Here is a 26470-nt window from a genome sequence, read left to right on the forward strand (position 1 = left end):
GATCGTCCTTAATTGTTGTTATTCGAATTTGAAACCCAAGCTGGCTGTTGTTTATTTAAAAAGGCACTCAGACCTTCTTTTGCCTCGCTGCCTTGACGAACTTGAGCAATATGATGTGCTGTCTGTTGCAGCAAGACATTACTCATGGTCTGGTTGCTCACCATTTGAATGAGTTGTTTTGATGCCGCTTGAGCATGCGGGCCACCGAGTAATAGAGCATCAATAATTTCTTGAACTTTTTTATCTAAGTCTTCAGCATCTGCAACTTCGTGGGCCAAGCCAATCTGTTTGGCATCACGTGCTGAAATTCGCTCGGCAGTTAAGAAGTAACGAGAGGCTTGTCTTGCGCCAATTGCACGAATTACATAGGGGCTAATGGTAGATGGAGCAAGCCCTAAACGAACCTCAGATGTTGCAAACTTGGCATCAGTGCTTGCAATGCAAATATCACATGCCGACGCTAAACCCATGCCTCCACCAAAGGCAATACCATGCACGCGGGCAATGGTCGGTTGCTTAAGTGTTGCGAGTGCATCAAGCATTTGTGCAAGTTTTAATGCATCTGCTTCATTTTCTGCTGAAGATGCCTGACCCGCCTGTTTCATCCAGTTGAGGTCGGCACCTGCCGAAAAGCTTTTGCCGCGACCTGCTAAAACCACTACACGAATGTCATCACGCGTATTAATTTGTTTAAAGCAAGCATGCAACTCTTCAATGACTGTCGTATTAAAAGCATTGTGTAATTCAGGGCGGTTCAGCCAAACATAGGCAACCTGATCTTGTTGTTCGAGTTGTAAAAATTGATAGCTCATATACACCTCTTACATGCGGAACACGCCAAATTTGGTTGGCTGGATTGGGGCATTCATTGCCGCAGCCAAACTTAAACCAAGTACCTGACGAGTTTGAGCTGGGTCGATTACACCGTCATCCCAAAGTCGGGCAGAAGCATAGTACGGATGGCCTTGACGTTCATATTGTTCACGAATCGGTTGTTTGAATTCATCTTCTTCTTGTGCTGACCACTCAGCACCTTTTTGCTCAATCTGATCACGTTTTAAAGTCGAGAGTACGCTCGCTGCTTGTTCGCCGCCCATAACTGAAATACGAGAGTTCGGCCAAGTCCATAAAAAGCGTGGTGAATAAGCGCGGCCACACATACCGTAGTTACCTGCACCAAACGAACCGCCAATAATTAGGGTAAGTTTTGGTACATTTGCGGTTGCAACTGCCATAACCAGTTTTGCACCATTTTTTGCAATCCCTTCATTTTCATACTGGCGACCAACCATAAAGCCCGTAATGTTTTGTAGGAATAACAATGGAATATTGCGCTGTGTGCATAGCTCAATAAAGTGCGCGCCTTTCTGTGCAGACTCTGAAAATAAAATTCCGTTATTGGCAATAATGCCGACTGGCATACCATAGAGTGAAGCAAAACCAGTAATCAGTGTTGAGCCAAAACGTGCTTTAAACTCATCAAAACGTGAGCCATCTACAATACGGGCAATCACTTCACGTACATCAAAAGGTTTACGTGCATCACTTGGAACTACGCCATAGAGTTCTGCTGCATCAAATAAAGGTTCATCAACTTGTTTATTTAAGTCGTTTGGTTTTTTATTTAAGTTCGCAACAATGTTTCGTGCAATGGCAATTGCATGTTCATCATTTTCAGCTAAATGGTCAGCTACACCTGAAAGACGTGTGTGAACATCACCACCGCCTAAATCTTCACTGCTCACGACTTCGCCCGTTGCAGCTTTTACAAGAGGAGGACCACCTAAGAAAATCGTACCTTGATTACGGACAATAATGGTTTCATCAGACATGGCTGGTACATACGCACCACCTGCGGTACAGCTCCCCATCACGACAGCAATTTGGGCAATCCCTAGGCTCGACATGCGTGCCTGATTATAGAAAATGCGCCCAAAGTGATCACGGTCTGGGAAGACTTCATCTTGCATTGGTAAATAGGCACCGCCTGAGTCCACCAAATAAATACAAGGCAAGTGATTTTGTTCAGCAATTTCTTGTGCACGTAGATGCTTTTTAACTGTAAGGGGATAATACGTTCCGCCTTTAACCGTTGCATCGTTGGCAACGATCATGCAAGTGATGCCGTTGACTTGACCAACACCTGCAATCACACCTGCGGCAGGAACATCATCTTCATAAACGTTGTACGCTGCCAATTGACCAATTTCTAAAAATGCCGTGCCGACATCAATCAGTTGATCAATACGTTCACGGGGTAAAAGTTTACCTCGAGCCAGATGTTTTTGGCGGGCATTTTCACCGCCGCCTAAAGCAATACGCTGGGCAACTTGTTTGAGATCTGTGACCAATGTTTGCATGGCTTGCTGGTTTGTTTTGAAGTCTTCGCTTCGAACATTAATCTTGCTTTGTAATTGGTTCATAAGATGCGTCCTTATTTATAATTATTATTTGGTTTCATTGAAAAGTTCGCGGCCAATCAGCATGCGGCGAATTTCAGAAGTTCCGGCACCAATTTCATAAAGTTTTGCATCGCGCCATAAGCGGCCAGCAGGGAATTCATTGATATAACCGTTGCCGCCTAGACTCTGGATTGCTTCACCCGCCATCCATGTTGCTTTTTCGGCAGCATATAAAATGGCACTTGCGGCATCTTTACGTAGGCTGCGGTCATGGTCGGCTTTATCACATGCAGCACCAACAGCATAAACGAGTGCTTTACATGCCAACCAAGTTGAATACATATCTGCAAGTTTGCCTTGCATAAGTTGGAATTCACCTAAAGCTTGGCCAAACTGTTCGCGTTGATGTAAATAAGGAATTACCACATCCAGACAGGCATCCATAATGCCTAAAGGGCCAGCACTTAAAACTGCACGTTCATAGTCCAAACCACTCATCAGTACTTTTGTACCGTTACCCACGCCGCCGAGTACGTTTTCAGCAGGTACTTCTACATTGTCAAAAAACAGTGGGTAAGTGTTAGAGCCACGCATACCGAGTTTGTCTAAGTGGTTGCCATGACTAAAGCCTTTCATGCCTTTTTCAATTAAAAAAGCAGTCATACCTTTCGCGCCAGCTTGAGGATCAGTTTTAGCGTAAACCACGAGTACATCTGCATCACCGCCGTTAGTGATCCACATTTTTGAACCATTTAAAACGAAGTGATTACCTTTTTGTTCAGCACGTAATTTCATGCTGACGACATCAGAACCCGCATTCGGTTCAGACATCGCAAGGGCACCCACATATTCACCGGAAATCAGTTTTGGTAAATACTTTTGTTTTTGCTGCTCGTTACCGTTACGGTTAATCTGGTTTACACATAAATTAGAATGAGCACCATAAGAAAGACCAATGGCTGCCGAAGCGCGCGAAATTTCTTGCATGGCAATAATATGAGCTAAATAACCCATATTAGCGCCGCCATATTCTTCAGAAACTGTCATGCCTAAAAGGCCCATATCTCCGAATTTTTTCCAGAGATGTGCAGGGAATTTGTTGTCTTGATCAACTTGTTGGGCAATTGGTGCAATTTCTTTTGCACAAAAAGCGGCTACCGAATCTTGAAGCGCAATTAAAGTTTCATCTAGACCGAAATTCAAGCTGCGTAGGTTCATGATATTTTCATCCTATTGGTTATATTTGTTGTCCATAAAATATTTTGTGGGTATTTGATAATTACCATACAATGATTTTTTGAAAAAGTGAATACAGATTCATAAAATGATTTACAATTCATTTTATTTGTTAGAGAATAAATTATGAGCTATAAACGATCATCTTTAATGCAAGAGCGGATGGAGCAAAATCGTAAATCGATTTTGAATTCAGCCAGAAAAATAATTTCAGAGGGAGGATTTAAAGACGCGCAAATACAAACAATTGCAGAGCAAGCGGGTGTATCTAGTGGACTGGTTTATCGCTACTTTGATAATAAGAGCCAAGTGCTGATTGAGGTTTTGTCCGAGGCTATTAATACAGAACTATTGGTGATTGATTCGATTACCGAAAGTGAGTTATCGGCAAAGCAGAAATTACACAAGGCGGTGGCAACCTTTGTAAAACGGGCACTCAATAGTCCTCAGCTTGCATATTCACTCATGTTTGAACCTGTCGATTCAACGGTTGAACATGAGCGTTTTCGTGTGAAGCAATTGATTAAACAAAGTATTAAAAAAATACTTGCGGATGGAAATGCAAGTGGTGAGTTTGTCTTGGATGATTTAAATACAGCAGCACTTTGTGTTGTCGGTGCCATGACCTATGTGGTGGTTGAACCCCTAGACCCAGCTCAAAATACAAAGTTTGATCATGCGCATAAAGACTATTTTTCAAAACAGATTGCTGACTTTTGTGTAGATGCTGTGCAGAGGAAATAGGGCATATAAAGGATAAAACAACACAAAGAAGGCGGTTTAGAAAAATAGTTGCAGTAACAACAATTAGATCAGGTAAGAAGAGAATTAGAAGAATCAAGGAGAATGATTCAATGCAACAAGAACGGTTAAGCTACGCCTCGGGACCAAGCACACAGCCCTTATTGGGTATGACCATTGGTGAACAATTTGATCAGGCTTGTCGGCAATATGCTGAAAAGGAAGCAATCGTTAGTTTTCATCAAAACAGACGATTAACCTACAAAGCTTTACAGGATGAAGTAAATGCTTTTGCTTGTAGCCTTTTAAAATTGGGATTAAAAAAAGGTGATCGATTAGCGATCTGGTCGCCTAATTGTGTGGAATGGACGGTAACCCAATTTGCAGCTTTTAAAGCAGGGATTATTTTAGTCAATCTCAATACAGCTTATAAAAGCCATGAACTTGAATATGTGTTGAATAAAGTCTCATGCAAAGGATTGATTATTGCTTCTCAATTCAAAACGACTGATTACCTAGAATTACTCACAAAAATTGCCCCTGAGTTAACTATCAGTCCAGATAAAGTGCTGAGTTCAGCTCGACTACCACATTTAAAATTTGTCATTAAAATTGATGATCAGCATCATACGGGTATTCATCGCTTTAGTGATTTAGTCACTACACCAACTCCTGAACAGCTAGAAGAATTAAAACTATTAACCAAGCAACTTCAGTTTGATGAAACCATTAATATTCAATTTACTTCAGGTACAACGGGTAATCCTAAAGGGACCATGTTGACCCACCATAATATTTTAAATAATGGCTATTTTGTGGGGGAAGGTATTCGTTTAACCCCTCAAGATAAAGTGTGTATTTCTGTGCCATTGTTTCATTGTTTTGGCATGGTGATGGGGAATTTAGCCTGCGTTACGCATGGTTCAACCATGGTTTATCCATCGGCGGTATTTAATCCTTTAGAAACTTTAAAAGCGATTCATCAAGAACGTTGTACGGCAGCTTATGGCGTGCCCACCATGTTCATTGCAACCTTAGAACATGAACAGTTTAATGAGTTTGACCTGTCGAGCTTAAGAACGGGCATTATGGCGGGTAGTCCTTGTCCAAGAGAAATTATGCAGCGGGTTATAGACCGCATGCACATGTCTGAAATCACGATTTGTTATGGTATGACTGAAACCTCGCCTGTGAGTGTACAAAGTTCGGTAAATGATTCGATTGATAAACGAGTAAGCACAGTTGGGCATGTTCATCCGCATGTTGAAATTAAAATTGTCGATTTAGAAGGGCAGATTGTTCAGCAAGGAACTTTGGGCGAGCTATGCGTTCGCGGTTATTCAGTGATGGCGGGTTATTGGGGCGAAGAAGAAAAGACCCGTGAAGTGATTGATTCAGCTGGTTGGATGCATACAGGTGATATTGCCGAAATGGACCAAGACGGTTTCATTAAAATTAAAGGCCGTATTAAAGATGTGGTGATTCGTGGTGGGGAAAATCTCTTTCCAAAAGAAATTGAAGATTTCTTATACACTCATCCAGATGTAAGCGATGTCCAAGTCATTGGCTTGCCAGATGCCAGATATGGCGAAGAACTCTGTGCTTGTATTATTTTGCATGAGCATCATCAAATTGATGAAGACAGCATTCGCCAATTCTGCAAAGAGCATATTTCTCATAATAAAGTGCCGCGCTATGTCCGATTCTTTAATGAGTTTCCAATGACAGCTTCAGGCAAAGCGCAGAAGTTTAAATTGCAGGAAATTATGCGAGCTGAACTTAATTTAACAGGAAATGTCTTTGACTAAAGAAGTCAAAAATTTGATCAAAGTGCAGCAAACTATAAATTGAAAGGTAGTTTAAATAGAGGATATAAGCAAAATGGCAAAAGACTTTAATAGCCCAAAGGTAGTCGAAGGATATAACGAACATATTCGTAAATTAATTCCGGGTTATGAAGTGATCCATCAACAGGTGGATGCCATTTTGCAATCAGTGTTGCCGCCAAATGCTCATATTTTAATTGTGGGTTGTGGCACGGGGTATGAACTCGAATATTTACTTAAACGTCATCCAAACTGGAAATTTACAGCAGTTGATCCATCTTTGACTATGCTGCAAAAAGCTCAGGAACAGGTTGAACTTTTAGATAAATCTTCTCAAGTCACCTTTGTTCACGGTGAAACGTCAGCTTTACCTCTTGAGAATTGCTTTGATGCTGCACTTTCTATTCTCGTGGCTCATTTTATTGCAGATGACATAAAACCTGTTTTTTTTAAGGGTATTTATGATCGCTTAAAAGAAAAAGCGATTTTACTGACCTACGATTTAATGACGTGTGTAAATCCACAGCATCTTCAAGCTTTACGTTATTTATGTTTGGCACAAGGCTTAACAGAAGAACAATGTCAAAAAATGTTAGAGCGTATGGCGCAAGACTTTTTTAGCCTAACCACTGAAGGATATATAAAACTTTTAGAAAAAACTGGTTTTGAAAGTGTGCATCCTTATACGCAGATTTTGACGTATCAAGGGTTTATTGCAAAAAAATAATGGATTTGGGAAAGCGTTAATACGGATATAAAACCTGCATATTCTCAATGAGGAAGAGAATATAAAAACTGAAAAGAATTAGAAGATTTGGCTTTACTTAAAACAAATTAAAAGTGGTTTTCAGGCCGCTTTAGGGAGGTTTTGTCTAAAAAATATGAGCGAAGGTTTTTCTTGTGAAAGAAAGACAAATTTTAAGCACCTATTTTAGATGGGTACATAACAAAAAGGATGTCGAGATCTTTAAGTCTAATTAAAGATCAAAAGGAAAATTTCATGATGAAAGTTTTAAATACAACGGTTCAAAAAAGCCTGTTGGCTGTTTCTGTGACCCTGTTTATGTCTTCCGCTTTTGCAGGTCAAACAGATCCTGAAATAGCACAACTTCGCCAAGAAGTGAAAGAACTTCGGGCTATGTTACAAGCTAATATGCAGGCGCAAAAATCTTTATCGCAAGGACGAGTGGAACTAGCAAATTCAGCGACTCCTCAAGCCGTATCACCAATACAGCAAGGTTTAACCAAGTCTGGTGCAGAATTTAACTTATATGGTTATATACGGGCAGATGCTTCTTATCAAATGAAGGGCGCATCTACCATGTATAACAATATTAGCGGTGTTCCACTTGAAAACACGCCAGAAGAATCTGCACAAAAAGACCAGTTGCACAGTACGGTTAATGTGACACGTTTCGGGTTGAATTTTAAAACCCCAACAGTCGCGGGTGATGTGGGCGGAAAGTTGGAAATGGACTTCTTTGGCGCAGCCACTCGTGATCAGTTTCGGATACGGCATGCTTATTTAACTTTTGATAAATGGCTTATTGGTCAAACGTGGTCAACATTTATCGCACCCGAATATTATCCGGAAACGATTGATGCGGGCACATTTGTAGGCAGTGCATTATTAAGATCACCGCTAGTTCGCTATAGCGATAACTTAACGGCAAATACAAGCTTTGCAATATCGGTTGAAGATCCGAAATATACTGCGACTTCAGACCCAGATAATAAAATGCGTTTACCAGCGTTGGTAGGGCGCTTAAATCATAAATTTGCCAATGGCTCGATGTTGTCGGGACGTAGTTTTGTTGCCGAAAAGAGAACGAATAATGATGAGGAAGTCGCTTGGGGCGTAGGCTTCGGCGGTAAATACCAAATTACACCTGATACATTACTCAAAGCCGATTATTACCATGTCAAAGGAGATGGGCGTTTCCTACTATGGAGTAACAGCGGCTATGCAATAGATGATCAAAACAATATGCATAGCAATGAATTTGACACCGTTTCTTTAGGTATTACTCATCAATTTACACCGCAAATTCGTTCAACCTTAGCTTATGGCTATATGAAAGCCAAAGATGATAACCGTTTTGCTGAATTACAACGTAATAGCACCACCCAAAATAAAGAGATTTGGCAGGGCTGGGTGAATGCACTTTATAACCCATACAAACCAATTACCTTGGGCGTCGAATATGTGTATGGCGAACGAGAAACTTTTGATGGACGTAACGGAATTGATAACCGCTTCAATATGATGGCGAGTTATGACTTTTAATTTATTCAATAAAACCTTGAATAATTTGTTTTTTCTTTAGGGTGCAGTATGTCGTTTTAAAAAATTGAATATGAATTTATCTCACAAAGGAGGTGAGTAAATGACAACATCTAAATTAAATGTAAATGAAGTTATTGATCAGGCCAGATTTACCCCTTTTCACTGGAGTATTTTACTTTGGTGTTTATTGATTATTATTTTTGATGGTTACGATCTGGTGATTTATGGCGTGGTACTGCCTTTGCTAATGCAAGAGTGGTCGTTAACAGCTGTACAGGCGGGGATGTTAGCAAGTACGGCACTATGTGGAATGATGTTTGGGGCAATGTTTTTTGGAACATTGGCAGACAAAATAGGCCGTAAAAAGGTAATTTTAATCTGTGTGACTTTTTTTAGTGGTTTTACCTTTTTAGGTGCTTTTGCATCAAGCCCACTTGAGTTTGGGGTACTTCGGTTCTTGGCGGGACTAGGCATTGGTGGGGTTATGCCAAATTTAGTTGCACTTACATCAGAATATGCGCCCAAACGTATAAGAAGTACTTTGGTGGGGAGTATGTTTAGTGGTTATGCAATTGGGGGGATTCTTTCAGCATTGATCGGTAGCTATTTGGTTGAAAGTCAGGGGTGGCAAATTATGTTTTTAATTGCCGGTATTCCATTATTTTTATTACCTGTCATTTGGAAGTTTTTACCTGAGTCTTTAACCTTTTTAGTTAAGACAGGTAAGACTGAGCAAGCACAGCGCATTATTCAAAAAATTTCACCTGAACAAAACCTAACGATCAATACGCAATTAGTGCTTAATGAAGATAATGTTCCAACAGGTAGTTCTGTAAAGGGATTATTTCAACAAGGCCGTGCTTTCAATACACTCATGTTTTGGCTCGTGTTCTTTATGTGCTTACTCATGGTGTATGCCTTAAGTAGCTGGTTACCAAAACTCATGCTGGCAGCAGGGTATTCACTCGGAAAGAGTATTTTATTCTTGCTTGCTCTAAATGTTGGCGCAATGATCGGTTCAATCGGTGGTGGTATTTTGTCTGATAAATTCCATTTAAAACCTGTAATTATGGGAATGCTGCTAGCTGGTGTTTTGGCACTGGTCGGTTTAGGCTTTAAGTCACCAGCCTATGTTTTATATGGTTTGGTGACTGTTGCAGGAGCAGCAACGATTGGTACTTCAATTCTTCTTTATAGTTACGTTGCACAATATTATCCATTAAGTGTGCGTTCTACTGGAATTGGCTGTGCTTCTGGTGTTGGTCGTATTGGGGCTATTGTTGGACCTATCTTAACGGGCCTGTTATTAGGGTTGGAGTTACCACATAAGATGAATTTTGTGATGATCGCAATTCCTGCAATTTTAGCGCTTTTCGCCGTCATGGTTTTAAGACGATATGCAGCTGAAAAACAGCCTATTACACCAAAGCTTAACGCCGAGTTAGAGGGGAATTAATCAATATGAATACGGGTAGGAAACAAATTCCTACCTGTATCTAGATGTTTTATTGTTTAACTAATTGGTTTAAATCAACCAGATTTGCCATTTGTTGATTCCCACGATCATTCGGATGTAAATGATCTCCTGAATCATAAATTGGATTTAATCGATCAGGATGTTTAGGGTCTTTTAAGCCTTGCTCAAGATCAAGTACACCGTCAAATGTATGGCTGGTTCTGATCCAGTGATTAATACGCTGGCGTAATTCATCTTTATTCGGTTGATAGTAGTTATCAAGAGGAGTATTGGGTAAAGCTCCCGAAAATGGTAATAAGGTTGCTCCAATCACTTGAATACCTTGGCGATGTGCTTCATCTACAACACGTTTATAACCTTGAGTGAGTGCTTCAAAAGTCGGTATTTGTTGTTTAGGTGCAAAAGCAGTACCGGGCCATGAAATATCATTAATACCCACCAGAACAATTAATGTTTTCACACCTGAATATTGAAATACTTCTTTTTGTAAGCGTTCTAAAGCACTGTCACCCATACCGTCGTTAAGTAACCGATTCCCTGAAATTCCACTGTTAATGACCGCGACTTGATGTGGTGATAAGCGCTTAGCTAAAAAGTCGGTCCATCTCGTATTTGCATCTAAAGTTGCAGTTGCACCGTCGGTAATTGAGTCTCCAATGACTGCAACAACATGTGCTTTACGCTTTGGTTTTACTTCTACAGCCGATAATAATAATCGTGCGGTTGTTTTTTTGGCACTGCTAGGTGTATTTAAGTTCGCAGTCTGGTTGCCCGTAATGAGCCAACTGGTTTGTTTCGCATCCCAATGAAAAGTTTTAAATGTAGTTGGCTTTTGAATAAAGGTATTTACCATTAACTGTGCATGATCTGGAACAGGGAGCTGGATTGGATCACTCATCAGTTGTTTGCCAGGTAAAACTTGTGCTTTAAGCTTTCCAGAGAAATAAACTGGATAAACACTCTTTGATTTAAGACTTTGTCCTTTAACTAGCCCCACGGTAGTTTTATCAATATAGAGCGGTTGATCGCCATATTGATTGGTAAAAACGAGTCTAATAGCTTCACCACCTAAACTAATTTGACTAATTTGTTTAATAGTCTGATTCGATATTTGCTCTGGAATATTGGTCGGGAAAACGAAATCTTTATTCCAGACTTTTTGTGGACTAGCTGCCCAAGTGGTAACCCACTGGCTCTTTTGTACTTCTGCTTGTGCAAAGCTCGTAAATAAAACAAGAGAGAATAGGGCGGGTTGATAAAGTTTCATCTCTTGAACTCTTTAAAACGAATTAAAGTTATCTTGAAACAAATTGCTGGCTTGTTATAGCGACATAAGCGGAATAAGATTTGTGAAATAAATTCATAAATAGATTTCGTTATGTCATATTTTGATGTTAATCGCTCTGGTGAGTTGGCAATTTTTATTCGAGTAGTCGAATTAGGAAGCTTTTCAGCAGTCGCAAGAGCTTGTGACATGACGCCGTCTGCTGTGAGTAAGTTAGTTTCTCGTTTAGAAAAAAGACTTGGCGTCAGACTACTGAACCGTTCAACACGCCAATTTCAACTTACCAGTGAAGGTTGTCAGTTTTATGAGCAAGGCATTCAAATACTCAACAATTTAGATGAACTAGAACAATCAGTTACGGCAAATCACATGCCAAAAGGGCGAATTAGAATCCATACCAGTTTTTCATATTGGACATACTTTTTATTGCCTTGTATTTCTTTATTTAACGAGTGCTATCCACAAATTGAATTAGAGGCTCATTTGAGTGATGAAGTCATTAATTTAGTTGAGCAAAGAATTGATGTCGCAATTCGAACAGGGCCTTTGAAAAGCTCAAATTTGGTTGCTCGTTCACTCGGAAGCACTCAGAAACATTATGTATGTTCACCTACATATATTGAAAAGAATGGTTGTCCACAGCATCCAGAAGAGTTATACGAACATCAGCTTTTAGATGTGAGTTATCAACGCCAAAACAAAACGTGGCTCTTTAAAAAAGATGTTCAAGAAATCACACTTACACCCACCAGAGTTTTAAAAGTAAATCATGGAGAGGCAATCTTACAATTAGCGCTTGCAGGAGTTGGTATTGCACAGCTTAATGAATTCCAAGTCCAAAAAGCTTTAGAACAAAAACAGTTGGTTAGAATCCTTGAAGATTGGAATATCAATGCTTCGGAAGAATTCCATGCTGTTTGGATAGGACATGATAAATATGTCCCTAAGCGTGTAAGGGCCTTTCTAGATTTCTTAGTAGAGCATGCGAATATTAGTTAATTAAACTTTTTCTGGCACTTAACTGACATTGGTGCATTGTTTCATTCATTGTTTCCACAAAGTGCATATCCGCATCAATATTTTGTAAGCTTACTTTAGGTAAGTTCTCAACAAATTGTGGCGAATAATGTTTTTCTAAAGAGTTATAAATACAGTTGCATTGTGAAAGTGCACGACCGGCCCAAACACAATGTGTATTAAATTCATTTTTACTAATAGATCTGCAACCTAATAAACTTATAGAACTTATTAATAGGGTGCACACTAAAACAATACGATATAAAAAAAACATCATTATTGCTCTTCATTGGTTGTTGTTATCGTTAAGTCTTGTTTATAGAAATTTTCTAGTCTTTATCCAGCTTTAAATATGGAAATATTTACTCTGAACAAAGAAGAAAGCAGAAACATAAAAAAATAGAGCTTTTTCTTGAAAATAGTTTCAGCTAAATCGATAACGTAATGAAGAGTAGATGAAATAACACGATATAAAATAATAGTCATTAGAGACTCCTTGATAAAAGAAGTTGCGCCCAATCACTGCTATTAATTATGGTGGTGAAACGAAAGAGGGTTAGCAGACTGATACCTAAGAAACCAGCACACCCGAAGGTGTCCCACTCCCGTTCCTCCGTCAAAGGCACGAGGGGCTACACACCAAAAAACTCGTTTTTAGTGCGCTTAGGTAGACGGTCTGCTAAAACCGACTGACAAAATAGGTCAGCCGGAGCATCATAAGCTGAGCCTTAAAGCGGGTCAATTGCAAAAATAAAAGATTGGTTTATATAAACAAATATTAATATTTTTAAATTTTCATTAATAAAATAATGAGTTATTTACAATTGGAATTATTGAATAATGGTTCAATATGATTATAAAAATAATTTTTAATGTTTATATATCAAATATTTATTAATTGTTTATTTATATAGTGTTCGTGTTCAATGACTTGATTAAACATAAAGCAAAAAAGAGTAACCAAATTTAATTTTATGAATATGGCGTAATTAAATAAATAGCTATTGCCAAATTTTAAATAAAATATCAATTGCAAGAAGAGTAATTTTTTATCATTTATTTTATTCAAGTTTTTACAAAAGCTTGCACAATCTACAAAACTTAAGAGAACCACAGCGGTAGGCCAACATAAGATAATGTTATTCATAAGCCTACATCTTAAGATTTATAAGGGTGGCCTTAATGTTAAGAATTTTTTGTGCAGTGAGTATGGTTGTTGCAATCGCCATGGGTATGAGCGCTTGCCAAGATCGAAATTCAACAGATGATGATGGAACACATGGCTCTAATGATCCAACCACTTCTCAACAAATAGATAAAAATTCATAATTTTTTATTTAAGGAAACTCATAGTTATATGGGTTTCCTTAACTTTTTTCTATAAAGTATGTAACATAATAAAAAAATAAAATATAAAATTAATCAATTGGTTAGTATTGTTTAATACACACATCCATAAAAAAAAGCTTATTTCCCAGGGCCAATAGGAAATAAGCTATATGCTTTGGAGCAATTAAGGATGTCACATGTCATCCCATGCATCTTTAATGGCTTGTTTTGCATGTTCCCATTTTAATCGGGATTCAGCTTTGAGTTCTTCCCACTTTTGTTGCAAGCTACCTTCCATATCTTCAAACTGAGTTCCTTCTTTAGATTCTGAACGGGCACGGTGACCTAGTTCATAAGCTGCAGAAAAGTCACGATCATAATCCAGATCTGGCGTAGTTAATTGAGCTTCTTGATAATAAGGTCGAGTAAGATAACTTTCTCGCCAGCGAGAGTCAGAATAATTATGGTCGCCAGCTACTAGTCGAGTATGGTCTGTATTTTGATCTGTCATCAGTTTTTCCTCTTCTCTTATTTAATTTTATGCTTATGTTAAATTTAGGAAGGTGAGAGCACCTTCCTAAATAAAATGAATGACCGCATCAAATGACATTTAAGTCAGCAACGGATTAACGTTGCTGATTATTGTTATTTGAGTTTTGTTGGCCTGAATCTTTTTGATTAGAGCCTTGTTGTTGGCGGCGGTTGTCATTTTGCTGTTGTTGCTGATTGTTCTGTTGCTGTTGATTGCCTTGCTGCTGTTGGTTGTTGCGGTTGTCGTTTTGCTGTTGTTGTTGCTGTTGATTATCGCGTTGATTGCTTTGATTATTAGTAGTGCTCATCTTTAATTACCTCATATCATTTATGATGTGTGTTTTATCTGAGAGCTTCAGATAGGTTTATTTAAACATGAAAATTTTTATTGTGTAGTCTTGGGGTGTTACCCTATATTTAAATGTAACTATGAAGATAAAATAAAACCTTGATTTCTATAAAATGTAAATTTAATGAATAAACATAATTAATATGAATGTGGTTAAAATTACATTTAGGTACATTGGAATTAACTAAACACTATGATTATTTCTAAATATGTATTTGTTATTTTTTATGAAGGAGTAGCTATTTTTTATTATCCAATATTACATATTTTATATCTTGCGTAATGTAGTAGAGGAGCTGTCTAAGTTTAAAACATGCTGGCCCTTTAAATATGCGTCTAAAATTATAAAAATTATTTTTATAATAAATACAATAAAAAAAGGTGCCTACAGGTTTTTCTTTATTTTCAGAACCTCCTTTTTTTAATAATCCTGTACACGCAATATAAAGATCGGCATTCAGGAGTTCTTTACCTTTTTTGATCATTTCTACAGTAACTTGCATCGACTCAGGTGTATATTTTTCAATGAGTTCAGGTGAAATATGAAGCGTATTTTCTTTAACACGTAAGTCGTAACTGACTAAGCTCCCAATAAGAATATCACCTGAATAGGGACTCAAAGAAAAGCGGTAAGCTAAATAACCTGCCGAAGCACTTTCAAAAAATGCGATTTTAACTTTTTCTTGTGCTAGTAATTTGCAGCATGAGTTAAACATTTGTATTCTCCTTACAATTGTTTTTAATTTAGTTATAAGATTATTTTTAATTTGTTTTTGTTAAGTTTTTAGTCTTTATAATTTTAAAAGTAACTCAAGTGTAATTATAATTTATAATTTATATATTTTTTTATAAAAGCAAATATTTAAATTATTCTAAAGTTGAGAATGTAAATTTTTGTTATGTTTTATGTTGTTGAATTTTAATAATTTAAAAATTATATGTTATTTCTTGATAACGTAATATAACAAAGATAGTCTGGGATTATGGTTTTCATAAAGTATGGTGGTTTATATCTCACTAAAGGAGAATAGAAATGCCTGTTGTAGTGAAAAAAAGATTATTAGACCTATTACAAGATAATCAACAGAATTATTATGAATTATATGTTTTTTTTCTTGATCCTGATATTTCTAGTTTTGAAAAAGAGAAGAAAGCAAGAGATTTTCTTAATGAAGAAATAGATAAAATAGATCAAAAGGAAATTGATTTTCTTGCAACTATAAATACAGTTAAAGAATGGTGTGAAAACGACAATAAACAAAATTGTGAGTTATTTCAGGCTTATCTAAACCGTAGACAAAGTGGGGGTGAGAGAGAGTATTTCCAGAATGTCGGTCAGGCATTTGAATTTTTAATTAAAGTTTCTCCAACTAAAAAAGTAGACGGTGCATGGCTATATAGCTTAGTTCACTACTGGAACGATCCGGTTTTTCATGACCTTATTATTACTTATCTAGAAGAGCTGGGACTCGGTGAGCCGAAAGCAAACCATGTCTGTATCTATGATGATTTGTTACGTAGTCTGGGGCTTGATAGTTTTGATCTACTTTTAGAGGATGAATACTATCATAATGCCGTGATTCAGCTTGCGCTTGGTTATGCTCCACCTGAGTTTATTCCCGAAATTGTCGGCTTCAATTTAGGTTATGAGCAACTGCCACTGCATTTACTCATTAGTAATTATGAACTTGCTGAACTGGGTATTGATTCTAAATATTTTAATTTGCACATCACTATCGACAATATTGATAATGGACACGCAGATAAAGCAATTAAAGTTATAGAAAATATTTACGATAAATACAGAGATAAAGAAGCTTTCTTTAATAAATTAAAACGTGGTTTTGCTCTTAATAACCATGGCGTTTCTTCTTCAAAAATTATTAAAAATTTAAATCTTGAAGATTTAGTCCTTAAAATTTTAAAAAGAAAAGCGCTCGTGGGGCAGCTAATACATAACGAAACTAGACAGTTTGGATGTAAAACCATTAACCAATGGTTATCAAACCCAGAAGACGTTAAAGGCTTGGTTACACATCTCATTGATCACAAATGGATTAAATTTAATACCGACCCTGAGCAGAGTGTGTTCTGGCGGATGATTAATGAAGAAAATGGAAAAATGTTTGGGGTATTTAACCCTGTAGAACGTCAAATTATTCATGATTGGATTGCTGGTAGTGATCATTCTTCTAACTTCTTGGCCTACAGTAGAGAACTTAAGACTAGCCAGCGTATTCAAGATTATCTGTTTAGCTATATTTCTGATGGCGAACTTGATGCACTCCAAGAGCGTATACGTCAGACACCTGATCTTGCCATAAAAATATGCAAGCTGACTCCGTTTTTGGCTCCACATTCACACCATAAAAGCATTGGGCTTTGGAGCACACGTAAATATGTCGAGCTCCTTTTTCCATATTTAAGTTCCTTTAACAAAACTAACTCTTGAAGTTTTTAATTCACCCCACGTTTAACTTTAAAACATAGGTAATGAACATGACTGATAATGTTAAATCAACAAATAAAACAAGTGAAATGGCTGGTGCTGACGCTGCAAATAAAGCCAATACTACCCAAAAAACTGAACAATTAGACTCAGTCAGAGACGATGCAACCAATGAAGCATTAACCACAAATCAAGGGGTTAAAATTGCTGATAACCAGAATAGTTTAAGAGCAGGTATTCGCGGTTCGACACTATTAGAAGATTTTATTTTACGAGAAAAGATTACTCATTTTGACCATGAACGTATTCCTGAGCGTATTGTGCATGCACGTGGCGTGGGTGCTCATGGTTACTTTCAGGCTTATGAAGGAAATGAACGCTTAACAAAAGCCAGTTTTTTGACTGACCCAACCATTCAAACTCCAATTTTTGTACGCTTCTCAACAGTGCAGGGACCACGTGGTTCTGCTGATACGGTTCGTGATATTCGTGGTTTTGCCATTAAATTTTATACCCAAGAGGGTAATTTTGATTTAGTCGGCAATAATGCGCCTGTGTTTTTTGTGCAAGATGGAATTAAGTTTCCAGACTTCGTTCATGCTGTAAAACCTGAACCAGATACAGAAATGCCAACAGGAGCATCTGCACACGATACTTTTTGGGATTTTGTGTCTTTAGTACCTGAGTCAGCACACGCGGTGATTTGGGCAATGTCAGACCGTGCTATTCCTCGTAATTTACGCTCAATCCAAGGGTTTGGGGTTCATACATTCCGTCTTATTAATGCCCAAGGTAAATCACATTTTGTGAAATTCCACTGGACCCCTAAACAAGGTTTAAGTGCGTTAGTTTGGGATGAAGCTCAAAAGCTTGCTGGTAAAGACCCGGATTTCCACCGTCGCGATCTTTATGAAGCCATTGAAAATGGGGTTTATCCTGAATGGGAACTCGGTGTACAAATTGTTGAAGAAAAAGACGAGATGAACTTTGACTTCGACTTATTGGACCCGACAAAAATTATTCCTGAAGAGTTGGTTCCAGTGACACCAATTGGACGATTTGTTTTGAACAGAAATGTAGATAATTTCTTTGCAGAAACAGAGCAGGTGGCTTTCTGTCCGGGACATATTGTGCCAGGAATTGACTTTACAAATGACCCGCTTCTACAAGCACGACTATTTTCATATACTGATACACAGTTAAGTCGTTTGGGTGGACCGAACTTCCATCAAATTCCGATCAATAAACCTGTGTGCCCATTCCACAATAATCAACGTGATGGTATTCACCAGCATACGATTCATAAAGGGCAGGCTTCATATCAACCAAACTCAATTGATAATGATTGGCCAGCCGAAACCCCACCTGCTGCTTCAAACGGCGGTTTTGAAAGCTATCCTGAACAGATTAGCGGACACAAACTTCGTCAAAGAAGCGAAACTTTTTCTGATCATTTTTCTCAACCGCGCCTTTACTACAAGAGCCTTGCCCCTCATGAGCAAAAGCATGTGGTCGATGCCTATACTTTTGAATTAAGTAAAGTGCAACGAAAACATATTCGTGAGCGTCAAGTTCAACAAATTTTGGCAAATATTGATCTCGACTTAGCACGACAAGTAGGCGCTAATTTAGGAATTGAAGTACCTGATTTAACGCTAGATTATAAAAAAACTGCAGTTGAAAAATCGGCTAAATTATCTTTCTTGGCTTTCCCACCCCAAGATATTCAAGGCCGAAAAGTTTCAGTACTCATCCATAATTTAGTCAAATCTGATGAACTGGAAGTTATGAAAAACTGGGCAATTAAAGAAGGGGTGACTCTTCATTTATTAGCGCCAAGCTTAGCTCCTGTAAAAGACCATAAAGACAACATTATTGTGGCTGATGGTATGCAAATGGCTGAACCGTCAATTGCGTATGATGCAGTGATTATTCCTGATGGCGATAACTTAAACGTTGTCATGCAAGACGGAGTGACTCGCCATTATCTATTAGAAGCCTACAAGCATTTAAAACCAATTGCATTTTTAGGTAATAAATCTGATTTACTTGAACCGCTAGGTTTAGTTCCCGATGAAGGCACTCTAGTTGGAGATGAATTCCAGCCGATTGCTGAAAATTTCAAAAACCTGATTATGGCTCATCGTGTTTGGTCACGAGAACAAATAGCTGCTCAGATACCGGCTTAACAAACAAAAAAGCCCTGAAAGTTTTAACTTTCAGGGCTTTTTTATATTTTAGGAATTAACCATTTACGATTTGACCACCATTTACATGAATGACCTGACCTGTAATATAACTTGCATCATCTGAGGCAAGAAAAAGATAGGCGGGAGCAACTTCACTTGGTTGCCCCATTCTTCCCATTGGGGTATCTTTACCAAATTCTTTAACGGTTTCTGCATCGAAACTGCTTGGAATTAATGGTGTCCAGATGGGTCCTGGTGCAACACCATTTACCCGAATTCCTTTTTTCTGTTTCATTAAATTGTTCGATAAGCTACGCGTAAAAGTCGTAATCGCACCTTTGGTACTTGCATAATCAATGAGCTCATCATGGCCTTGATAGCTGGTAATACTGGTGGTGTTAATAATACTGTCACCTTCTTCCATATAAGGAATGGCTTCTTTAGTAAGATAAAACATTGGGAAAATATTAGTTTTAAATGTCTTTTCTAATTGCTCATTACTAATACTTTCAATTTCTTTTTGTTGATATTGCACACCAGCGTTATTCACTAAAATATTAATTTTGCCGTAATGTTGTAGAACTTTATCAATATCGAGTTTTGCAACATCTGGGGCAGAAATATCACCTTTTAATAAAAGGCAATGTTGTCCTTCTCTTTCAACGAGTTGTTTAGTGATTTCGGCATCTTGATCTTCTTCGAGATAAAGTATCGCAATATCGGCACCTTCACGAGCAAACAATACTGCGACAGAGCGACCGATACCGCTATCACCCCCACTAATTACCGCAACTTTGCCTTTTAGCTTATCGCTACCTTTATGCGAGCTTTTTATAATCTCTGGCTCAGGATGCATTTTTTCCTGATCGCCTGGTTGATGAGATTGAACTTGTGCGGGGGCAGACGTTGGATACTGGTTTGTTGAGTTTTCCATTTTTAAATACCTCGGTTGTAATATCTAATTTTCATATAGTGAGCTGTTACCGCGTAAATGTGAGTAAAATGAATTTTTTAATAAGTTGTCTTTGTTATTTTATTTGTAAGGATGTAAAAAAATATTTTATATTTGAGGGCTAAATAATATCGATTAACTTGATTTTGTTTTTATCAATCATGCTTTCAATAATAGATCTATTGCCTGTATCTTCTAACCAGTTTTCTATCGGTATATTATTAGATAAATCTAATATTTTTTTAATAATTTCTTTTGCTCCATCTATATTTTCTGAATTTTTATTATTTTTAATAGCTATATTATCTAGCAACAGTTTTATATCTTCATGTTCTATATTTTCTGACTTAATAATATATAAGTCTCTTTGGAAGGGATGACTTGCATGAGGTGGGTCTAATCTATAGCTCCATTCTTTGTCATAGTCCTGCCATGAGTTTTTGGACTTAATATGTCCTAGTAAAATTTCAGGGATAGAAATATGGATATATTGTAGAGCTGACTGTTGATTTTTTAATTGCATAGTTAAGTTACTCAAACCATCTTATTAAAATTAGTTTTAAATATTCATATTAATCTCTCAAGTAAATTAATTCTGAAAATGTAATGATATATGTTATTGTTTTTTAATTAAAATAATTGTTTGCTTGTTATTTTCTCAATAGATCTGGTGTTGTGTTAGTTTACTGTTTTGTACGTTTTGAAATTTTTTGTTATCAGTTAAATTATTTTAACTGTGTTTGTAAAAATATATTGTAGTGTGCCCTTAGGTAATAATGAGTATATCCAATATTTAAAGAGTAAAATTATTAATAATTAAAATTTTTAAAATATTTTAAAAATAATGTGTTTATAAGAAATTTCATTTTTTGATTGATATACATTTAAAAGGATTGATACATCACTTGGGTGGGAAAATATTATAGATATTCTATTGTTATTAAATCCGTTAACTAAAAGCGGTAGTGACTATAATTAAATATAGGAAGATATAACTATGGCTAATACTAGATATGAAGATGATGATAACAATAGAACAGGTACTTCAAATCGTGGATTTGCAAGTATGGATCCTGAAAGAGTACGAGAAATAGCCAGCAAAGGTGGGCGAGCTGCTCACGCGAGTGGTAATGCACATGAGTTTACCTCTGAAGAAGCTCGTGAAGCTGGCCGAGCAGCCCATGCAAGTGGTAACGCTCATGAATTTACGTCTGAAGAAGCGCGTGAAGCGGGTGCATTAAGCCATAAAAATGATGGCCGTAATGGTCGTGGCCGCGGTCGTGATGATGACGACGATGATGACGACGATGATGACGATCGCGGTAGCCGCTCAGGTGGCCGAGGCCGAAGCCGTTACGACGACGATGATGACGATGATCGCGGTGGCCGTTCAAGCGGACGAGGCCGTGGCCGCAGCCGTGATGACGACGATGATGATGACGACGATCGCGGAGGCCGCTCAGGTGGTCGAGGCCGAGGTCGCAGTCGCGATGACGATGATGATGACGATCGCGGAGGCCGTTCAGGTGGTCGAGGCCGAGGTCGCAGCCGTGATGACGATGATGATGACGATCGTGGTGGCCGTTCAGGTGGTCGAGGCCGAGGTCGCAGCCGTGATGACGACGATGATGACGATCGTGGCCGCTCAGGTGGACGAGGTCGTGGCCGCAGTCGCGATGACGATGATGATGACGATCGCGGTGGTCGCTCAGGTGGTCGAGGCCGCGGCCGTGATGACGATGATGATGATGATCGCGGCCGTTCAGGTGGACGAGGTCGTGGCCGCAGCCGTGATGACGATGATGATGACGATCGCGGAGGCCGTTCAGGCGGACGAGGCCGTGGCCGCAGCCGTGATGACGATGATGATGATGACGATCGCGGAGGCCGTTCAGGCGGACGAGGCCGTGGCCGCAGCCGTGATGACGATGATGATGACGATCGCGGTGGCCGCTCAGGTGGTCGAGGCCGAGGTCGCAGCCGTGATGATGATGATGATGATGACGATCGCGGTGGCCGCTCAGGTGGTCGAGGCCGAGGTCGCAGCCGTGATGACGATGACGATGATGATCGCGGAGGCCGTTCAAGCGGACGAGGTCGTGGTCGCAGCCGTGATGACGATGATGATTATGATGGCCGTGGTCAAAACTCTCGTAATCAAAAACGTGATGCCTACGGACGTTTTACGTCTTAAGCAGAATGTTTTAAAAACAAAGGAGGCTTTTGCCTCCTTTGTTTTTAGCTTACTTACTGTATTTACTGAGGGAGAGGTTGTAGGCCTTTTACAATATCAAGGTATTCAGAACCGTTTAACCAAAAAGATTTTTTCAAAAAAAGTGTCGTCATAATACTTTCGGCTGCTTCGCTATCTGGATTTTCACAAAATAATCCGTAGCTTTCACCTAAAACCGCATCATTTTCAATTAGGCGAATATAGTAAGCATGTTGCTCATTTGCATAACCTAAAACCGCATCACGTTGATTTTTCATTTCGCATGTCTCCATACCAAAAACTGAATTTAACCAGAATGTTAAGTGTTCAGAATCTCATTTGATAAAAATCAAAAAAACAGTCAGCGATAACGACTATTTCGAAATAGGTTTTGATTTTCTTCAAATTGCCATTTTGGTTAAAACATCCCTGTTAAAAGCAAAATGGATTAAAATCTGATCATGAGATTTATTGTTATGCAAAAAAAATATTTCGTCAACTTGAAAATGTAACTTTTTCAAGTTACATTGTTTGTGTAGGATTTGAACAGTGGAATGGAGGCAATATGCCAAAGAAAAAAGAGTTCGAGCATGGCGGTGCACGAGAAAATGCCGGACGTAAAGCACAGTTCAATGAACCCACCAAAGTCATTCGTGTTCCTGAGTCTCAAGTTAACTTTATCAAAAATTGGTTACTGAATAATGTCAAAACCAATAACTTGACCGACTTTAACTCAAAACTTAATGTCCAACAGGTCCACCCGAATAACGATAAAATTTACCATATTCCTTTGGCAACTGAACGTGTTGCGGCAGGTTTTCCTTCGCCTGCGCAAGATGATATTGAGCAAGCACTCGATTTAAATGAATATTTAATTAGAAATGAAAATGCCACGTTTATTGTCAAAGCCAACTCTTTATCCATGTTAGATGCTGGAATTGATATTAATGATCCGCTTATTGTGGACCGTAGCATTCCCGCTAAATCGGGTGATATTGTGATTGCACTCATCGATAATGATTTCACTGTGAAGCGCTTAATGATTGATAGTCAATTTCATCCACCTAAAGTTTGGCTAAAAGCAGAAAATCCTGATTATCAGAATATTTATATTGAAGAGGGGCAAGAACTGGTTATTTGGGGAGTCGTGACTTATAACCTCAAACGAATGAGATAATTTTTTCTTATATTTATTATTTAAGTTACTGACCTGAAATCGAGGCCAGTAACTTTTTGCTGAATGACTTTTAAATTTGCCCAATCAATAAGCACGTTGCGATAACAACCATCAAACCACCTGAAAAACGGCCGACTAATTGTGCTGCTTGTGGTCTGGTTTTCAAAATAGCCTCTGAACCATAACCCACTATTAAGTAAATTATCGCGCAGCTAATCATATGGACAACACCGAAGGCAAGAATTTGTGTTGTTACTGACCATGAAGCAGTAGTGTCAATAAATTGAGGAAGCAGTGCTAAAAAGAGCAAAAAAACTTTCGGGTTTAATCCACTCACGTAAACTCCTTTGGTTGCCCAGCTCAACCATGACTGAGCTTTTTCAGAACTAGACTCGTTCGGAGTTGGAGGCGTAAGTAATAAGTTTATTCCCATCCATAACAAATAAGCAGAACCTGCAATTGTTAGGATCATGAGTGCAGTTGGATTATTTGCTACAAGCAGGCCAACACCAGCCGCTACTAATAAAATCGTAATAAAGTGCCCAAATAGCATACCTGCAACAGCGGGTACAACGACTTTACCTTTAATTCCTGCCGAAATGGCATAGGCCCAGTCTGCCCCTGGCGTAATAATAAAAAGAATGGAGACACTCCAAAATGCAATAAAAATGTTAAAAGCCATATGCTTATCTCGGCAAACTATGTTCCAAAGGTTTCACTCGTGGTTTAGAAAAAAATCCCTATTTATTCGAGCTTGTTGAAAATAATATGCTCATGTATTTAGAATGTGCTTTTAAATATTTGCTCATATCACACTCATTTGGGGTAAATTTTTCTAAATGGATCGCACAGATAAAAAGATTCTTGCTGAATTGCAATTAAATGGCCGATTATCTATTACTGAATTAGCAGAAAAAGTCGGTTTGAGCATTTCACCTTGTCATAGACGAGTGAAGGCTTTAGAAGAGTCAGGAGCTATCAAAGGTTATCGGGCAGAACTCGACCCAAACTTAGTGGGATTTGAATTTTCAGCGATTGTTTTTATCACGCTTAAAGAGGGCGATAAACAGGCAGTCGAGAAGTTTGAAAATGCCGTGATAGACATCCCGCAAATTATTCAGGCACAGCGTTTGTTTGGTGAGCCAGATTATTTACTACATGTGGTGGCTAAAGATTTACCCGCTTTTCAGCGTTTGTACGATGAAAAATTATCTGCTATTCCAAGTGTGCAACGACTCATCTCAACCATTGTGATGAAAGATGTAGTGCCTGAACGCTTATTTCCGATTGGCTAAGAATCATCAGATATAAAAAAAGAAGCTTTAAAGCTTCTTTTTTAGTTTTAAGAATATTTAAGCATCGAGTGTTTTACACAAAGAACAGATTGTACCGTTATGTTTGTGAGAGAACATAATATCTGGACGTTCATAACCTTGCTCACATACGCGGCAGTGATAAACAGTTGCTACAGGAGTACCTTCAGCATCATAACGTGGTTCTTTAATGCCGTCATCGTGTGACTTGATGTAGTATTTTCCTTTGGTTAATAAGCCCATGATTGGTGTTAATACAAAGGCAAGTACAAGTGCGATAAGCGGTGAGTAAGGCGCCAAGAAGCTACCCAGTAATCCGAAGAATGCTGCAATTGATAAGCCTGCTGATACAAGGAACGCAACCATGCCGACAGGGTTTACGTTGTATAGCATGTCACGGCGGTATTCTGGCTCTTTCGGTGAAAGTTTTAATACATATTTATTAATTGAAATATCTGTTGCAACAACCACAACCCAAGCAATCGCAAAGTTTGAATAGAACCCTAAGATTTTACCCAGTACCGCGAACATGTTGCCTTCCATTAAAGCAAGCGCAATTGCCAAGTTCACCATCACAAAGACAATACGACCAGGATAATGTTTGCTAATACGTGTGTAGGCACTTGTCCATGCAAGGGAACCAGAGTAAGCATTGGTCACATTAATTTTAATTTGAGAAATAACTACCAAAATCACTGCAAGTGTTAAAGCTGCCCAGCCCGGAAGCATGTCATGAAACGCTGCATTAAACTGTTGAACAGGTTCAGTGCTGTTTACGCCCGGTATTTTAGTAAGTAAATAGAAACCTAAAAATGCCCCAATAATTTGTTTAATCGCCCCTAAAATTACCCAACCCGGACCCGCTGAAATAACCGCAGCCCACCATGCTTTGCTATTTTCTTTTGTTTTAGCAGGCATGAAGCGTAGATAGTCAATTTGCTCACCGATTTGCATGATTAGCGATAAACATATACCAGCACCTAACATGATTGCAGCCATGTCTACAGTTGCAAAACCTTCGTTACCTGTGAAAGTTGCAAACTGGCTGACTAAGGTAGGTTCTTGATAAATCAGATAGGCCACAGGACCAATCATCAGAACGAGCCAAAGCGGGGTAGTCCAGACTTGTAATTTACTTAAGGCTTTCATACCGTAAATCACCAGCGGTATGACCATAACTGTTGAGATGAGGTAACCTGCCCAAAGCGGAATGCCTAAACCGAGCAATAACCCTTGCGCCATGATTGAACCTTCAAGGGCAAAGAAAATAAACGTGAAACTGGCAAAAATGATACTGGTCAGGACTGAGCCGATATAACCAAAACCTGCGCCGCGGGTAATCAAGTCAAGATCGATGTTATAGCGCGCTGCGTAGTAGGCTAAAGGAATGCCGGTTAAGAAGATAATAATCGCTGCAAATAAAATGGAGAAAACAGCATTGGTTGTTCCGTAAGACATACCAATACTGGCGCCAATAGAAAAGTCAGCAAGATAGGCAATACCACCAAGTGCAGTAATAGCGACAACTTTGGGACTCCAGCGCCGAAAGCTGTGTGGAGCATAACGTAAAGTATAATCTTCTAAGGTTTCATTCACTGCTTTTTGTGAATCTGTACCTTGCACAGTGTCCAGATTTGGATGTTCAGATACACTCATAACATCAATCTCCCAATCATTTTCGGTCAATCAACACAAATA

Annotated in this window: 25 protein-coding genes; 12 read left to right on the top strand and 13 right to left on the bottom strand. The window is 38.6% G+C overall.

Going from position 1 to position 26470, the window contains the following annotated elements:
* Positions 1 to 8: 8 nt before the first annotated feature.
* Genes JGE69_RS03410 through JGE69_RS03420 form a run of 3 tightly spaced genes read right to left on the bottom strand, consistent with a single transcriptional unit; the run spans position 9 to position 3620 of the window.
* Entirely contained in the window at positions 9 to 812 is an 804-nt protein-coding gene (locus tag JGE69_RS03410) for an enoyl-CoA hydratase/isomerase family protein (RefSeq protein WP_199112303.1), read from the bottom strand.
* Positions 813 to 821: 9 nt separating this feature from the next.
* Positions 822 to 2423: a carboxyl transferase domain-containing protein gene (locus tag JGE69_RS03415; RefSeq protein WP_199112305.1), complete on the bottom strand. Its 1602-nt coding sequence runs from the start codon at positions 2421 to 2423 to the stop codon at positions 822 to 824.
* A 24-nt stretch (positions 2424 to 2447) separates the two neighbouring features.
* A complete protein-coding gene (locus JGE69_RS03420) occupies positions 2448 to 3620 on the bottom strand; it encodes an isovaleryl-CoA dehydrogenase (RefSeq protein WP_199112307.1) in 1173 nt (390 codons plus the stop codon).
* 144 nt (positions 3621 to 3764) lie between these two features.
* On the opposite strand from JGE69_RS03420, the gene JGE69_RS03425 reads away from it, so the two are divergent.
* The 5 genes from JGE69_RS03425 to JGE69_RS03445 all read left to right on the top strand — a co-directional run bounded on the left by JGE69_RS03425 (position 3765) and on the right by JGE69_RS03445 (position 9948).
* Positions 3765 to 4382, top strand: a complete 618-nt coding sequence (locus JGE69_RS03425; protein ID WP_032056423.1) for a TetR/AcrR family transcriptional regulator — start codon at positions 3765 to 3767, stop codon at positions 4380 to 4382.
* Positions 4383 to 4492: 110 nt separating this feature from the next.
* Positions 4493 to 6187 (top strand): AMP-binding protein, encoded by a 1695-nt coding sequence (locus JGE69_RS03430; RefSeq protein WP_199112308.1) that lies wholly within the window; start codon positions 4493 to 4495, stop codon positions 6185 to 6187.
* 73 nt (positions 6188 to 6260) lie between these two features.
* Positions 6261 to 6932, top strand: coding sequence for a class I SAM-dependent methyltransferase (locus JGE69_RS03435; protein ID WP_039765718.1), 672 nt, complete (start codon positions 6261 to 6263; stop codon positions 6930 to 6932).
* A gap of 276 nt (positions 6933 to 7208) precedes the next feature.
* Positions 7209 to 8492 (top strand): DcaP family trimeric outer membrane transporter, encoded by a 1284-nt coding sequence (locus tag JGE69_RS03440; protein ID WP_199113217.1) that lies wholly within the window; start codon positions 7209 to 7211, stop codon positions 8490 to 8492.
* A 100-nt stretch (positions 8493 to 8592) separates the two neighbouring features.
* Positions 8593 to 9948: an MFS transporter gene (locus JGE69_RS03445; protein ID WP_159137683.1), complete on the top strand. Its 1356-nt coding sequence runs from the start codon at positions 8593 to 8595 to the stop codon at positions 9946 to 9948.
* Positions 9949 to 9997: 49 nt separating this feature from the next.
* Here the strand turns inward: JGE69_RS03445 and JGE69_RS03450 are convergent, their stop codons facing one another.
* The gene (locus tag JGE69_RS03450; RefSeq protein WP_199112309.1) at positions 9998 to 11236 is read right to left on the bottom strand and encodes an SGNH/GDSL hydrolase family protein; all 1239 of its coding nucleotides are present in this window, start codon (positions 11234 to 11236) and stop codon (positions 9998 to 10000) included.
* Between the two features lie 111 nt (positions 11237 to 11347).
* Here JGE69_RS03450 and JGE69_RS03455 point away from each other — a divergent pair, with 111 nt between their 5' ends.
* Positions 11348 to 12253, top strand: coding sequence for a LysR family transcriptional regulator (locus JGE69_RS03455; RefSeq protein WP_199112310.1), 906 nt, complete (start codon positions 11348 to 11350; stop codon positions 12251 to 12253).
* Here JGE69_RS03455 and JGE69_RS18010 read toward each other — a convergent pair.
* A complete protein-coding gene (locus JGE69_RS18010) occupies positions 12246 to 12548 on the bottom strand; it encodes a hypothetical protein (protein ID WP_068565411.1) in 303 nt (100 codons plus the stop codon). The genes JGE69_RS03455 and JGE69_RS18010 overlap by 8 nt on opposite strands.
* 905 nt (positions 12549 to 13453) lie before the next feature.
* Between JGE69_RS18010 and JGE69_RS03460 the strand changes: the two genes are divergently transcribed.
* On the top strand, positions 13454 to 13600 hold the full coding sequence (locus tag JGE69_RS03460) for a hypothetical protein (RefSeq protein ID WP_171265353.1): 147 nt from the start codon (positions 13454 to 13456) through the stop codon (positions 13598 to 13600).
* A 193-nt stretch (positions 13601 to 13793) separates the two neighbouring features.
* Here the strand turns inward: JGE69_RS03460 and surA1 are convergent, their stop codons facing one another.
* The 3 genes from surA1 to JGE69_RS03475 all read right to left on the bottom strand — a co-directional run bounded on the left by surA1 (position 13794) and on the right by JGE69_RS03475 (position 15196).
* A complete protein-coding gene (surA1, locus tag JGE69_RS03465; protein WP_033850237.1) occupies positions 13794 to 14111 on the bottom strand; it encodes a surface antigen protein 1 in 318 nt (105 codons plus the stop codon).
* A gap of 115 nt (positions 14112 to 14226) precedes the next feature.
* Positions 14227 to 14439, bottom strand: coding sequence for a hypothetical protein (locus tag JGE69_RS03470; protein WP_033850235.1), 213 nt, complete (start codon positions 14437 to 14439; stop codon positions 14227 to 14229).
* A 280-nt stretch (positions 14440 to 14719) separates the two neighbouring features.
* Positions 14720 to 15196 carry a CinA family protein gene (locus JGE69_RS03475; RefSeq protein ID WP_199112311.1) on the bottom strand — a complete coding sequence of 159 codons (477 nt, stop codon included), beginning with the start codon at positions 15194 to 15196 and terminating at the stop codon, positions 14720 to 14722.
* A gap of 317 nt (positions 15197 to 15513) precedes the next feature.
* Between JGE69_RS03475 and JGE69_RS03480 the strand changes: the two genes are divergently transcribed.
* Positions 15514 to 16932: an iron-containing redox enzyme family protein gene (locus JGE69_RS03480; RefSeq protein WP_199112312.1), complete on the top strand. Its 1419-nt coding sequence runs from the start codon at positions 15514 to 15516 to the stop codon at positions 16930 to 16932.
* A 41-nt stretch (positions 16933 to 16973) separates the two neighbouring features.
* Positions 16974 to 19118, top strand: coding sequence for a catalase HPII (katE, locus tag JGE69_RS03485; RefSeq protein WP_199112313.1), 2145 nt, complete (start codon positions 16974 to 16976; stop codon positions 19116 to 19118).
* Positions 19119 to 19173: 55 nt separating this feature from the next.
* Here the strand turns inward: katE and JGE69_RS03490 are convergent, their stop codons facing one another.
* Positions 19174 to 20052: an SDR family oxidoreductase gene (locus tag JGE69_RS03490; protein ID WP_199112314.1), complete on the bottom strand. Its 879-nt coding sequence runs from the start codon at positions 20050 to 20052 to the stop codon at positions 19174 to 19176.
* Between the two features lie 139 nt (positions 20053 to 20191).
* Positions 20192 to 20593 carry a DUF6367 family protein gene (locus tag JGE69_RS03495; protein WP_032062682.1) on the bottom strand — a complete coding sequence of 134 codons (402 nt, stop codon included), beginning with the start codon at positions 20591 to 20593 and terminating at the stop codon, positions 20192 to 20194.
* Between the two features lie 474 nt (positions 20594 to 21067).
* On the opposite strand from JGE69_RS03495, the gene JGE69_RS18120 reads away from it, so the two are divergent.
* The gene (locus JGE69_RS18120; protein ID WP_199112316.1) at positions 21068 to 22264 is read left to right on the top strand and encodes a KGG domain-containing protein; all 1197 of its coding nucleotides are present in this window, start codon (positions 21068 to 21070) and stop codon (positions 22262 to 22264) included.
* A 62-nt stretch (positions 22265 to 22326) separates the two neighbouring features.
* Here the strand turns inward: JGE69_RS18120 and JGE69_RS03505 are convergent, their stop codons facing one another.
* Positions 22327 to 22560 carry a hypothetical protein gene (locus JGE69_RS03505; RefSeq protein WP_002114518.1) on the bottom strand — a complete coding sequence of 78 codons (234 nt, stop codon included), beginning with the start codon at positions 22558 to 22560 and terminating at the stop codon, positions 22327 to 22329.
* Between the two features lie 287 nt (positions 22561 to 22847).
* Here JGE69_RS03505 and JGE69_RS03510 point away from each other — a divergent pair, with 287 nt between their 5' ends.
* A complete protein-coding gene (locus JGE69_RS03510) occupies positions 22848 to 23459 on the top strand; it encodes a LexA family protein (RefSeq protein ID WP_005069871.1) in 612 nt (203 codons plus the stop codon).
* 70 nt (positions 23460 to 23529) lie between these two features.
* On the opposite strand, the gene JGE69_RS03515 is transcribed toward JGE69_RS03510, so the two are convergent.
* Complete coding sequence (locus JGE69_RS03515; RefSeq protein ID WP_199112318.1) at positions 23530 to 24141, bottom strand: LysE family translocator; 612 nt, start codon at positions 24139 to 24141, stop codon at positions 23530 to 23532.
* A 157-nt stretch (positions 24142 to 24298) separates the two neighbouring features.
* Between JGE69_RS03515 and JGE69_RS03520 the strand changes: the two genes are divergently transcribed.
* A complete protein-coding gene (locus JGE69_RS03520) occupies positions 24299 to 24754 on the top strand; it encodes an Lrp/AsnC family transcriptional regulator (RefSeq protein ID WP_000376211.1) in 456 nt (151 codons plus the stop codon).
* A 57-nt stretch (positions 24755 to 24811) separates the two neighbouring features.
* Here the strand turns inward: JGE69_RS03520 and JGE69_RS03525 are convergent, their stop codons facing one another.
* A complete protein-coding gene (locus JGE69_RS03525; RefSeq protein WP_002114289.1) occupies positions 24812 to 26428 on the bottom strand; it encodes a purine-cytosine permease family protein in 1617 nt (538 codons plus the stop codon).
* Positions 26429 to 26470 lie beyond the last annotated feature (42 nt).

The sequence above is a fragment of the Acinetobacter sp. C13 genome, assembly GCF_016809775.1.
Taxonomy (GTDB): domain Bacteria; phylum Pseudomonadota; class Gammaproteobacteria; order Pseudomonadales; family Moraxellaceae; genus Acinetobacter; species Acinetobacter pittii.